Genomic DNA, 11686 nt, shown 5'->3' with positions numbered 1-11686 from the left:
AATCGAGGGGTTAGTGGCGAGCTAAGCCGGCAGCCGCGTTGCCGTGGTAGCGAGTCAGGCGCGGAAGCAGTCCATATCCAGGGTCCAAGCCTCCGACTATCTCTCACAGCAGCCGTTTATCGTGAGGGGTTGATGGTGAGCCAGATGCGGGTGCCCGGGCCTGGTTCTGAGACGTAAAGGCCGCAAAGGCGGTGCCGGTGCAGTGACGTCCCGATACCGTCGCTGGGCGCCGGCTGGGGCCAGTTGTGGGTTGCAGTTCCCAACCACCTGGCGCGAAGGGCGCATCATCTGCCAAACGCTCCAACCATCAGGCCTCCCGCTCCATGGCACCTGCCCTGATAGTTCCGGCGTTTTTCATCTCCGGCCTCTTCGGCGGACGGCTGGCATGCGTCGCGCCGCACGGGCTTTCCGAAGGACTTCCACTGCAGCAGATGCAGCCTGGAAGGACGAGACCGTGGGGACCGGCTCGTGGACACAAATCGTCAGTGGGGTAAGGGGAATTCGCGCGACGTTGGTGGTTCCTCAGGAGCTTTCCCTGTCATGCCTGCGATGCCCGCCATTGCTGCCCTCCCTTTCGGTTGGGTAGGTGCGTGGGAACTCTACCCGGCCCTGTGGTGTTGACCGTGGGCCTAAGTAGGTCGGTGATGACAAGAGTGGCAGCTTCGCGAACCGCCGAAATCGTTTCTTCCATCGCGGCCGCCGGGCCCACCGTCTCCACAAGGCTGCGGGCCGGAATCGGGGTGACGAATCCGGGAGCGACGCAGCCCACCACCGATGTTGACTCCGAACCTGTCCCTATACTCAGCTTCGAGATCTTCAAGCCGCTCCGTCAACTCGGCAACCTGCTTGGGGGACGCGCCCTTTTGCGGCCCGAAGTCTCGCGCTGCATCCTTGAACCGCGTCTCCACATCGCAGACGACAATCAGCTGGGCACCGCTAGGGATACTGCCCATTTCATTTATTGCTCTCGGTCCTCCGTCCGTGGTGGCGGAGCCTCCCATGGCGACGATGACCGTACGGCCCGGCGGTCGAAGGCTTCCCTAATGAGCTCACCGGTGCCAGCGGCTGTGGCCGTCAAAGGATGGTTGGTCCCACCCGGCAGCAGAGCCAGGCCGGAGGCGCGGGCCATGTCGATAACAGCCGTCCCCTCCGAGAGCCGCCAGTGCGCTTTCCTGGGTCTGCCGTCGATGCCGGTGACCATGGAAACCTCCGTCGCGCCCCCCAATGCCTCTAATGTGCCTTCGCCCCGTCGGCCATCGGCAGAGTCTCCGCCACATGGCCCAGATCCCGTGCGGCCATCGCTATCGCGTCGGCTACCTCGGCCGCGGTTGCGGTTCCGCGAAACTTATCCAGCGCTGCCAAGATCCTCATGCTCGTGCTCCTTATCAACGCAAAAAGGGTTGAATAAGCTCCAACATGGAGGTACCTTATTTAGAACCGAGTCCGCATATATGAACCGGACCGAGTCCCACGAGGTTTCACCCAAGGAGAATCAAATGACCGCTCAGAGTCGAGCAATGGTGCTTTCAGCTTTTGAACAGCCCTTTGAAATGAGAAGTTTCGACATCCCGGAACCAGGTGAGAACGCGGCTGTGGTCGACGTTGAATATGCAGGAATCTGCGGCACCGATGTGCACCTGCAGGCCGGCCGCTTGCCCATTCCCACCCCCGTCGTCCTGGGGCACGAAGCAGTGGGACGCATCGCCGCTCTTGGCAAGGGTCTGACCCACGACGTTCTCGGGGTTCCGCTCGCAGTAGGCGACGCCGTCGCCTGGCAGAACAGCGTGGCATGTGGCAGGTGCAGGTACTGCCTGGTTGAACAGCAGCCAACGCTCTGCACGGGGTCACGGCGCATCTACGGTATCAACCAGCGCGCCGACACGTTTCCCCACCTTTCCGGTGGCTGGGCGGACTCCATGTACCTGCAGCCTGGAACCACCCTTGTGAAGCTTCCAGACGGGATCACGCCTCGGGATGTCATCCCGCTTGGCTGTGCCGGCCCGACAGCCGTCCACGGCGTCCTGTATGAAACAAAGATCAGCTTTGGCGACATCGTGGTCATCCAGGGCAGCGGGCCGGTCGGCGTTGCCGCCGCAATATACGCCCAGCTATCGGGCGCAGCGAAGGTCATCATCGTGGGCGGTCCTGCTTCGAGGCTGGAAACCACCGCGAATCTCGGCGTGGGACACGAGCACTTTGACGTGATGGACGGAACCAGCGCGGAGGACCGCATCGCCGCCGTCAAGGCCCTTACCCCGCACAGCCAGGGCGCAGACGTAGTTATTGAATGCGCGGGCATCCCTTCGGCTGTGGCCGAGGGGATCGAAATGGTCCGTCCGGGCGGACAGTATTGCGTGGTGGGGCAGTACACCGACCACGGCACGACTCCCATTAACCCTCACTACATCACACGAAAGCAGTTGACCGTTCAGGGGTCTTGGGGCTTTTCTCCGCAGCACTACATCCGTTATATCCAGACCCTTCCCAGGCTGCTCGCCGAGTTCGATCTGGCTAGCCTTCTCTCCGAGTACCCCCTCGAGCGCGCAAATGAAGCAGTAGCGGACGTCAAGGCCGGCTCAGTGATGAAAGCGGTCCTACGGCCGGCACCTGCAGGTATCTGAGATGACGGCAGAGTGTCTTGTATACGACGAGGTCCCTGAGATCCCTGCTGGCCTTCTTGCCCGTTGCGCGAATCTTCCGACCGCCGCGTTTTCGGACGCCATGCAGCGCTTCGGCGGGGCCGTTGGGCTCGCCCCCGTCATCTCAAACGCTTCAGCCCGCAAGACTGTCCGCGTGATCGGGCGCGCCCTGACGGTCCAGACGCGTCCGGGCGACAACTTGGTGGTCCACAAGGCTGTTGACATGGCGGCACCGGGTGACGTGCTGGTGATCGACGCTGGTGGGCAAACAGACCGCGCGATCATCGGAGGACTCCTGGGCAGCTATGCGCAGAACAAGGCAATAGCAGGGATCGTGCTCGACGGCGCCGTCCGCGATCTCTCCGAGCTTGCCGGACTCGACATCCCGATCTTTGCCCGCGGAGTTTCGCACCTGGGCCCGTATAAGGACGGGCCCGGACTGATTCGGGGAAACGTTGCGATCGGAGGCACGGCAGTCAGCCAAGGAGACCTGGTGGTTGGCGATGAAGACGGCATCGTCTTTGTACCGCGCCACCGCGTCGCCGACGTCGTTGCAGCGGCCGAGGCCGTTGTTGAGCGTGAACGGATCACCACCCTGGCCATCAATGACGACAACTGGGACCGCAGTTGGGTTGACGCCGGGCTGGCTGTGCAGCGCCTGAGCAGATGAGTACCGAGCCGATGAAAGAACAGAATTCAGAAGGAGCAGAAAACCATGCTTGATCAGCAGACACTTGAGTATCCGCAGCAGGTCAATTTCATCAACAACGCCTGGGTGCCCAGTTCGGGCGAGGGAGTGGAGACCCTGAACCCCGCCGACAAGGACGATATCGTCGGCATTGTTCCGGATTCGACCCCCGAGGACGTCGAAGCCGCGATCAGTGCCGCCGAGCACGCACTCCGCGGCTGGGCCGGCACTCCCGGACCGGTCCGGGGCGATATTCTTCGCCGCTGGAGCGATCTTATCGGAGAGAATCTCGAAGACCTCGCCCGGCTGATGACCCGGGAAATGGGCAAGCCGCTGGCAGAATCACGCGCCGAGCTTGGCCGCGCCCGGATGGAGCTGGACTACGCCGCCGGGGAGGGCACCCGCATCCACGGGACCACCATCCCCAGCCGCTCACCGGGCCAGCTCGTCTACACCGAACGGGAACCGATCGGGGTCGTGGCGGCGATTACACCGTGGAACTTCCCGGCAGTTGCCCCTGTACGCAAAATCGCTCCCGCACTGATGTTCGGCAACACCGTTGTCCTCAAGCCAGCCCTCGAAACACCGCTCACCGCGCTGGCCCTCGCAGCCCTGCTTCGTGACGCCGGCCTGCCGGATGGCGTCCTGAACGTAGTGACGGGCCGAGGCTCAAAGGTTGGAACACAGCTCACGGAAGACCGCCGGATTGCCGGGGTCTCGTTCACAGGTTCCACCGGCGTCGGCCGGACGGTCAACGAGGCTGTTGCCCGGCGCATGGGCGCCGTGCAACTTGAACTCGGCGGCAAGAATGCCGCCTATGTGCACAGTGCGGAGGACCTGCGGACTGTTGCCGCGGAGATCACCAGCGCCGCGATCCAGGCCACCGGGCAGCGCTGTACGTCCATCAGCCGGGTTGTAGTGCGTGAAGAGATCGCCGATGACCTGGTGGCCATTCTCACCGAGACCTGGTCCGGCCTGCAGGTCGGCCCTGGCGACGCCGAAGGCACCATCGTCGGGCCCCTGGTCAATTACGCGCAGCTCACCAAAGTTTCCGGCTACGTGCGCCAAGGCATCGAGGAAGGCGCCGTGCGGACGACGCCCGACCGGAAGGTTCCGGACGGCCTGTACTACGCCCCCACCATCCTCGACCACGTCACGCCCGACATGACCGTCGCCCGCGAGGAGATCTTCGGCCCCGTGCTGACGATTACCCGGGTGAAGGACGTTGATGAGGCGATCGACATCGTCAACGACACCGATTACGGGTTGGCGGCGGCGGTGTTCAGCGAAGACCTCGATCTGGTCATGCGCTTCAGCCGGGAAACCCGCGCGGGCATGATCCATGTCAACCACGGGACGGTCAGCCAGCCGCACGTACCCTTCGGCGGCGTGAAGGAATCCGGTTTGGGAGCCTTCTCGATCGGCTTCACCAATGCTGACTTCTTCACCCAGACGAAGGTGGTTTACCTCAAGCACAGCAGCGGATCGCAGCCAGGCCAGGCAGTCTCAGGGCGCCGCGGCCTCATCACAGACAACGGAACCGACCCGGCCTGAGTCGTCCGGGATTAAGAGCGATCTAGCCACATGGAGGCGGTCATGGCTACAGGGCACCTGTACGTTACCCGGGATCTTGGCCCGGAGCCGATGAGAATACTGCGGAATTCCGGACGGGAGCTTGTGGTGCACCCGGACCGGGACTTGCCGCCCACCCGGGATGACCTGCTGAACGGGGTTAGCGGTGCTGCGGGGATCATTACGTTGCTCACCGAGGTGATGAATGCCGAGCTGTTCGACCGCGCCGGCCCTCAGTTGCAGGTGGTTTCAGCAGTTTCGGTAGGCACGGACAACGTCGACGTCGAAGCTGCCGCGAGCCGCGGCATCACGGTCACCAATACGCCCGACGTCCTTACCGACGCAACGGCAGACTTGGCAATGGGCCTCCTGCTGGCGCTAAACCGCAGGATTGTCGAGGCGGACGCCTTCCTCCGAAGCGGTGAGGCGTGGTCGTGGGGGCCACGGCTCTTCCTCGGGCGCGACCTCGCCGGGGAAGTCCTCGGAATCGTCGGTTATGGTCGCATCGGGGAGGCCATTGCCAAAAGGGCTCGGGCTTTCGGAATGCGCGTGGTCGCCGCTGGCTCCGGACGGACAGCCAACGGCGGGGTGGAACGGATGCCGTTGAGCCAACTCCTGGCTACAGCGGACGTTGTAAGCCTTCATGCCCCGCTTACAGCCCAGACGCGCCACCTGATCGATGCCGAGGGGATCGCCTCCATGAAGCCCGGCGCCGTGATTATCAATACGGCTCGCGGCCCACTGATTGATGAGGACGCACTGGTGGAGGCGCTGAAGGCCAAACGCATCCGCGGGGCCGGCCTGGATGTCTTCGAGAATGAGCCGCTCATCCATCCAGGACTGCTGGAACTGAACAATGTGGTGCTCACCCCCCACATTGGAAGCGCCGGGGAGCAGACGCGGACGAGCATGGCACTGCTTGCCGTGAAAAATGCTCTGGCAGTGCTTGATGGCCAGCCTCCGCTGACGCCCGTCAACGGATAGGGAAGCAACGATTCGATTGGGCCTGCTGTTACTGTTCCAATAGACGGTGCAGGCGAAGAAGGAGATTTGTAAATTGGTCAGCGACAACGGATTTGTTCGCTCCGTCGAGCGTGTTGCCGCTCTCCTGGAGCTGCTTTCGCAGCGGAAGTCGCCTATGCGCATGATCGAGATCGCGCAGGCACTCGACCTGCCCAAAAGCACCACCCACGGCCTCCTTCAAACCCTGCAGGCCAAGGAACTCGTGGTCAGGGACGCCAGCCAGAGGTACAGGCTGAGTCTCCGGCTATTCTCCCTTGCGGCCACTGCGCTGGAACTCGTTGACCTCCCGGAGCTTGCCAGACCTGCCATGGAGGAACTGTCCGGCCGCACCGGCGGAACCTGCAACCTTGCTGTCTTGGATGGACACGATGTCCTGTACATAGAGAAGGTCGAAAACCGGGACAGCCTGGTGCGGCTGGTAACGCACATAGGGACCCGCATCCCCGCACATGTGACGTCCTTGGGCAAAGTACTCGTAGGAGCCCTGCCCGAAGCCGACCGGGAGCAGTGGCTTGCAGAGCATGTGTTCGAACGCATGACGGGCCACACGATTACGGACGCCGACGCCTTCCGTAAGGATCTGCAGGAGCAGGCCAGACGCGGCTATGCGCTCGACAACCAGGAACTGCATTCAGCCATCACCGGCTTCGCAGCACCCGTCCGTGACCACACGGGAAAGGTCGTTGCAGCACTGAGCCTGGCCTATCTTGGCTCCAGCACGAACACCGCAGAGAAAAGGGAGCTCGGCGCCCAGGTGGTCCAGGCCGCTGACACCGTATCCACGGCACTCTCTACCCGCTAACAGACAACACAATTGAAACCCTGCATCGTGACGAACTGTCAGCGCATGCTCGAACCGGTTTCCTAAATATGAACCAAGGAGTAGTAATGGCCGAACGATTGCCGCTTGAAGGAATCACGGTCCTGGATCTCAGCCACCTTGCCGCAGGCCCGTGGTGCACCATGGTCCTGGCGGACCTGGGTGCCGACGTTATCAAGATCGAGAAGCCCGAAACCGGGGATATGTCAAGACAAGCCGGCAGCATCTACGCGGGTGACCAGAGTGCTGTATTTCTGTCTCTGAACCGGAATAAGCGCAGCGTAGCCCTTGACCTGAAGCAGCCGGAGGGCCGGGAAGTCTTCTTCCGCCTGGCCGAAAAAGCGGACGTCGTGGTGGAGAATCTGCGGCCCGGAAAAGCCGCGCAGCTCGGTGTGGACCGGGCGAGCCTTGCCGAGCGCAATCCTGGCCTTGTATACGCGTCGATCTCGGCATTCGGAACTTCAGGGCCATACGTGGATCTGGCTGGCAACGATCCCATTGTCCAAGCACTCTCCGGAGCCATGGCGATCACCGGTGAGGAAGACGGTCCGCCTTCCAGGCAGGGCGTCAGTGTTCCCGACTTCGGCGCCGGGATGATGGCTGGTTATGCCATCCTTGCAGCACTTGTGGGGCGGCAGCGCAACGGGCAGGGAAGTGAAGTCAAGCTGAACCTGCTCGACGTGTCCGTATTTGCCTTAGGACCCCGCGCGCAGGAATACCTCATCAACGGCGAAGAACAGCCGAGGCTGGGGAGCGCGCACCCGCAGTTCTCGCCGTATCAGGCCTTCCGCTGCAGCGACGACCGCTACGTGTACATTGCAGTCATCAACGACAAATTCTGGCGCCTGCTGTGTTCAGGTTTGGGCCGGGCGGAGCTTGCCAGCGATCCAAAATACGGCACGAATGTCGGAAGAGTGGAGCATCGGGCGGAACTCGCCGACCAGCTCGGCACACTCATGGCACAGCGACCCAGCGCGGAGTGGCTGAAGACCCTTCAGGACGCCGGAGTCCCGTGCGCCCCGGTCAACAACCTTTCGGAAGCGATGTCCGACCCCCAGGTCGTCCACAACGGACTGTTGGCCAAAATGCAGCACCCGACCCTGGGAGAGCTGACCACCGTCGGCCTCCCCATGACGTTCGACGGCGAACGTCCTCATATCCGGAACGCGCCGCCGCTGTTGGGTGAACACACGAAGGAAATCCTGCAGGGGGCCGGCATCTCGGACACGGAACTCCAGAATCTCATTGATGGCGGCGCCGCTGCCCTAAGCCCTGAACCGGCCGCCGCACAGTCCCGACACACCCCCAGCTACAGCACCAGCCAGAGTCACGAAGGAATCTCATGAGCACCATCCAGACATTAACCACGCAGCACTCTTCCACTCAGGACTTGGCCCAGCAGGCTCTCGAAAACGTGCGGCGCGGCCTCGAACCGGTTCTCCATCTCATCGAGAATTCACCTGTCGGTGCCGTTCCCGGCTTCATGTACACCACCGGTGGCTACCGTCCCTGTGAGGCCTACTTGCCGCACGATTGGTCCACCTTCCAGTGGGTTGGCTTTCTGACCGGGCGACTCTGGCTGGTAGCCGACCACTTCGATGACGACCGCGTTCGTGCCGCAGCCCGGAAGCTGGCCGACGTTGTCGCCGCAAGTCTGTCCCAGGAACCGCCGCGTTTCTCGGCCGCCGGCAGCGACCTGTTCTACGCATCGTGTCTGGGAGCGCGCCTCACCGGGGATGCGGACCTCGCCAACGCCGCCCTCGACGCGACGCGGCAGTACAGAACAAACTTCGACGAGCGCTTGGGAGTGTTCTTCCAAGTGGCGGGCGTCAACCGCGCCGTCATTGACACGGGGCTGAACCTGCTCCCGTTCTATTGGGCCGCCGCGGTGGATCCGGAACTGGCCGCTACGGCACGGGTGCACAACACCAATCTCCTGGACTACGGCATTGTGCGCGAGGACGGCGCGGCCTACCAGGCCATCGAGTTCGACCTTGAATCAGGCCAGCCCGCCCGCCGCTACTCAATGCAGGGCTACAGCGACAACACCACGTGGGCGCGCGGGCAGTCCTGGGCAATGCACAATTACGTCAACGTGTATGAAGCCACCGGCGATCCCCGCTTCCTCGAGGTGGCACGTAAGGTGTGCCGCTGGTACGTGAACCATCTGCCGGAGGACCACGTGCCGTTCTACGACTTCGCAGACCCCGACGCACCGGCCGTCCCCCGCGACTCCTGCAGCGCGACCATCGCAGCGAATGCGCTGATGCGCCTGGCGCGGCTGGACGATGAATCGGCCACATGGGCCTCGGCGGCGGCGGACTCTATTACCGCCGAACTGTTCACCAACTATCTCTCTCCCGGCGGCGTCCTTCTGCATAGCAGTTGGGGCCGGCTCCCGGCAGAGAAAGCCGGAGCAGGATTCTCCCGCTTCCCTCTGGAGGACGTCATGCCCTACGGCAACTACTGGATAGTCGAAGCGGCTTACCGCCACCTGCACCCAGACTGGTCGGTCCTGGCGCTTGGGCCGACGGCCCCGCTCACTATGGACGGCGCATCGGGGCACACCGACGGCGCCGCAGTCTCATGACCGGGCCGCTGGCAGGGGTGCGCGTACTGGACCTGACGCATTTTGTCGCCGGGCCTTGGTGCACCATGCTGCTGGCGGACCTCGGCGCCGAGGTCACCAAGCTCGAACCGCCCGCCGGCGAGATCGGCCGTGGCATGGGTAGCGTCTACTCCTCCGGCGAGTCAGCCATCTTCCTCGGGTTCAACCGCGGTAAGCGGAGCATCTCGCTGGATCTCAAGCAGCCGGAAGGGTTGGCGGCCGCACTGCAGCTCGTGGAGCAGTCCGATGTCGTGGTTCAGAATTTCCGGCCCGGCACTGCTGAACGGCTGGGGTTGGGCGCCGCTGAAATGCGCGCCAAATATCCGAAGCTCATCTACTGCACGGTGTCCGCTTTTGGCCCCGACGGCCCGTACGCGACGCTCCCGGCCAATGATCCGGTGATACAGGCGCTGAGTGGCTCGATGGCCTCCACCGGGCAAATAGAGGGCAGGCCGGTGCGGATGGGAGTCAGTCTGCCGGACGTTGGGGCGGGAGTTCTCGCCGCCGTCGGAATCCTAGCCGCAGTCTACCGCAGGGCAGGAAGCGGAACGGGCTCCACAATCGACCTCAACCTGCTGGACACCCAGCTTTATGCCCAAACCGATCAGGTGGGAAACGCTGGCTCAACTGAGTTAGGCCCCGGTTCGATCCGGGGTCCGTACGTCTGCGGTGACGGCCTGTCCTTGTGGGTGGACACCGACGCTGAATCCTGGATTGACGCGGGCCTCCAGTCTGAAGCGTCCAGCGGATCCGAAGTCAACCGCGGGCAGGTGGCGGCAATCCTCCGCACCCAGCCCCGTGCGCACTGGCTGGAACTGCTCGGCCCGAAAGGAACCAGTGCCGTCCCCGTTCTTGGTCTCTCCGACGTCCTGCCCGGCGCACCTTCCAGGACGCTGGAAGTGCAGCATCCCGCCATCGGCACTCTAAGGCAGGTCCGTACCCCGGTGGAGGCGGACCCACCATGGCCACTTGTGGACACTCCCCCGCCACGCCTGGGCGAGCACACCCGGGAAGTCCTGCACCAACTGGGCTTCCCGAACAGCGACATAGACCGGCTGCTAGCCCAGGGAGCAGTCCGCGAGCCGAGTTATCACCCCACTGCATCAGCACACCCCACAAACACCAAAGAAACCCACGTAAAGGAACAGTCATGACCACCATTACCGAGACCAAACAGCAGGACCAGTACGCACTCACTGCGGAACAGATTGCCCTCCAGGAAGAAATTCGAGTGCTGGCAGACGGACCCGTAGCCGCGGGCGCGGACAGGCGGGACAAGACCGGGGAATATCCCCAGGACATGTTCGACCTCCTGGCGGAAAAGAACCTTCTGGCACTGCCGTTCGCCCCGGAGCACGGGGGACGGAACTCCGGCATCCTCTCTTGTGCACTTGCCATCGAGGGCCTGACCCGCACGTGTTACAACACCTCATACCTGCTGATGATGACCTGGCAGCCGTTCTTCGCGATCAGCGCCGCGGGCAACGCGGAACAGCGGGAACGGTTCCTGCCGAAGCTGGCAAACGGCACGTTGCGGTTCTCCACAGCCAACACCGAGCCTGACGCCGGCTCCGATATGGCAAACCTGCAGACCAGGGCCGAGCCTGTGGCGGGAGGATACCGGCTGACAGGAAAGAAAGTCTGGGCCGGAAACGCTCCGGTGTCTGACTACTTTGTCACCTTCGCCCGCACCGGCGGTCCCGGTCACAAGGGGCTTAGCGCCTTCGTTGTTCCCACGGACGCCGAAGGGGTCGTCAGGGGCGCAAAGATGAACAAGATCGGCGGCCGGGCAATCCCGTCCTGTGAGGTGGAGTTCAATAACGTCTTTGTGCCCACCAGCGACCGACTTGGCCAGGAAGGCGAGGGTTTCAAGACTGCGGCGAGCACCTTTACCAGGTTGCGCCCCCTCGTCGGAGCGCGGGCGCTCGGTCTCGCACAGGGTTCCCTCGACCATGCGGTGGCGTACGCGAAAGAACGCCACGCTTTCGGCCAGCCAATCGCCGATTTCCAGGGCCTGCAGTGGATGTTGGCAGACATGAAGATCGGCCTTGAAGCGTCGAGGCACCTCGTCTACAAGTCCGCAGCCGTTCTCGACGCCGGCATGTCACCCCGGGAGGCCGCACCGCTGATCGGAATGGCCAAGACATTTGCAACGGATACCGCCATGCAGATCACTTTGGACGGAATTCAAGTTTTCGGTGCCAAGGGCTACAGCACCGACTACCCGATGGAACGCTTCATGCGCGAGGCCAAGGGGCTGCAGATCATCGAGGGCACCAACCAGATCCAACGAAACATCATAGCTAAGGACCTCCTCTCCTAGTACGGGAGGCCTG

Annotated in this window: 10 protein-coding genes and 1 pseudogene; 9 read left to right on the top strand and 2 right to left on the bottom strand. The window is 63.1% G+C overall.

Annotation, left to right across the window (positions count from 1 at the left end; all coding sequences use genetic code 11):
• Positions 1–629 precede the first annotated feature (629 nt).
• Entirely contained in the window at positions 630–953 is a 324-nt protein-coding gene (locus ACFTSA_RS12210) for a glycerate kinase (protein WP_377951562.1), read from the bottom strand.
• Between the two features lie 5 nt (positions 954–958).
• Positions 959–1371, bottom strand: a pseudogene (locus ACFTSA_RS12205) (glycerate kinase).
• A gap of 146 nt (positions 1372–1517) precedes the next feature.
• Here ACFTSA_RS12205 and ACFTSA_RS12200 point away from each other — a divergent pair.
• From ACFTSA_RS12200 to ACFTSA_RS12160, 9 genes are all read left to right on the top strand, one after another.
• Positions 1518–2621 (top strand): zinc-binding dehydrogenase, encoded by a 1104-nt coding sequence (locus tag ACFTSA_RS12200; protein ID WP_377951561.1) that lies wholly within the window; start codon positions 1518–1520, stop codon positions 2619–2621.
• 1 nt (position 2622) lies between these two features.
• Entirely contained in the window at positions 2623–3309 is a 687-nt protein-coding gene (locus tag ACFTSA_RS12195; RefSeq protein WP_377951560.1) for a methyltransferase, read from the top strand.
• A gap of 45 nt (positions 3310–3354) precedes the next feature.
• On the top strand, positions 3355–4881 hold the full coding sequence (locus ACFTSA_RS12190; protein WP_377951559.1) for an aldehyde dehydrogenase family protein: 1527 nt from the start codon (positions 3355–3357) through the stop codon (positions 4879–4881).
• Positions 4882–4923: 42 nt separating this feature from the next.
• A complete protein-coding gene (locus tag ACFTSA_RS12185; RefSeq protein WP_377951557.1) occupies positions 4924–5883 on the top strand; it encodes a 2-hydroxyacid dehydrogenase in 960 nt (319 codons plus the stop codon).
• 73 nt (positions 5884–5956) lie between these two features.
• The gene (locus ACFTSA_RS12180) at positions 5957–6724 is read left to right on the top strand and encodes an IclR family transcriptional regulator (RefSeq protein ID WP_377951556.1); all 768 of its coding nucleotides are present in this window, start codon (positions 5957–5959) and stop codon (positions 6722–6724) included.
• 86 nt (positions 6725–6810) lie between these two features.
• Positions 6811–8088, top strand: a complete 1278-nt coding sequence (locus tag ACFTSA_RS12175; RefSeq protein ID WP_377951555.1) for a CaiB/BaiF CoA transferase family protein — start codon at positions 6811–6813, stop codon at positions 8086–8088.
• Positions 8085–9332 (top strand): hypothetical protein, encoded by a 1248-nt coding sequence (locus tag ACFTSA_RS12170; protein WP_377951553.1) that lies wholly within the window; start codon positions 8085–8087, stop codon positions 9330–9332. Before ACFTSA_RS12175 ends, ACFTSA_RS12170 begins: the two co-directional genes overlap by 4 nt.
• Positions 9329–10504 (top strand): CaiB/BaiF CoA transferase family protein, encoded by a 1176-nt coding sequence (locus ACFTSA_RS12165; RefSeq protein ID WP_377951552.1) that lies wholly within the window; start codon positions 9329–9331, stop codon positions 10502–10504. Before ACFTSA_RS12170 ends, ACFTSA_RS12165 begins: the two co-directional genes overlap by 4 nt.
• A complete protein-coding gene (locus ACFTSA_RS12160; protein ID WP_377951551.1) occupies positions 10501–11673 on the top strand; it encodes an acyl-CoA dehydrogenase family protein in 1173 nt (390 codons plus the stop codon). The genes ACFTSA_RS12165 and ACFTSA_RS12160 overlap by 4 nt, the downstream gene beginning before the upstream one ends.
• Positions 11674–11686: the final 13 nt, after the last annotated feature.

This window comes from Arthrobacter sp. NPDC057013 (genome assembly GCF_042674585.1).
In the GTDB taxonomy this organism is placed as follows: Bacteria; Actinomycetota; Actinomycetes; order Actinomycetales; family Micrococcaceae; genus Arthrobacter.
Note: the sequence above shows the minus strand (reverse complement) of the source record. Positions and strands in the feature narration are given on the sequence as shown.

What these genes read in the sequence shown, in the direction of transcription:
- ACFTSA_RS12210 (WP_377951562.1), bottom strand. Translation starts at nt 953, where the DNA reads ATGGGCAGTATCCCTAGCGGTGCCCAGCTGATTGTCGTCTGCGATGTG.
- ACFTSA_RS12200 (WP_377951561.1), top strand. Translation starts at nt 1,518, where the DNA reads ATGGTGCTTTCAGCTTTTGAACAGCCCTTTGAAATGAGAAGTTTCGAC.
- ACFTSA_RS12195 (WP_377951560.1), top strand. Translation starts at nt 2,623, where the DNA reads ATGACGGCAGAGTGTCTTGTATACGACGAGGTCCCTGAGATCCCTGCT.
- ACFTSA_RS12190 (WP_377951559.1), top strand. Translation starts at nt 3,355, where the DNA reads ATGCTTGATCAGCAGACACTTGAGTATCCGCAGCAGGTCAATTTCATC.
- ACFTSA_RS12185 (WP_377951557.1), top strand. Translation starts at nt 4,924, where the DNA reads ATGGCTACAGGGCACCTGTACGTTACCCGGGATCTTGGCCCGGAGCCG.
- ACFTSA_RS12175 (WP_377951555.1), top strand. Translation starts at nt 6,811, where the DNA reads ATGGCCGAACGATTGCCGCTTGAAGGAATCACGGTCCTGGATCTCAGC.
- ACFTSA_RS12170 (WP_377951553.1), top strand. Translation starts at nt 8,085, where the DNA reads ATGAGCACCATCCAGACATTAACCACGCAGCACTCTTCCACTCAGGAC.
- ACFTSA_RS12165 (WP_377951552.1), top strand. Translation starts at nt 9,329, where the DNA reads ATGACCGGGCCGCTGGCAGGGGTGCGCGTACTGGACCTGACGCATTTT.
- ACFTSA_RS12160 (WP_377951551.1), top strand. Translation starts at nt 10,501, where the DNA reads ATGACCACCATTACCGAGACCAAACAGCAGGACCAGTACGCACTCACT.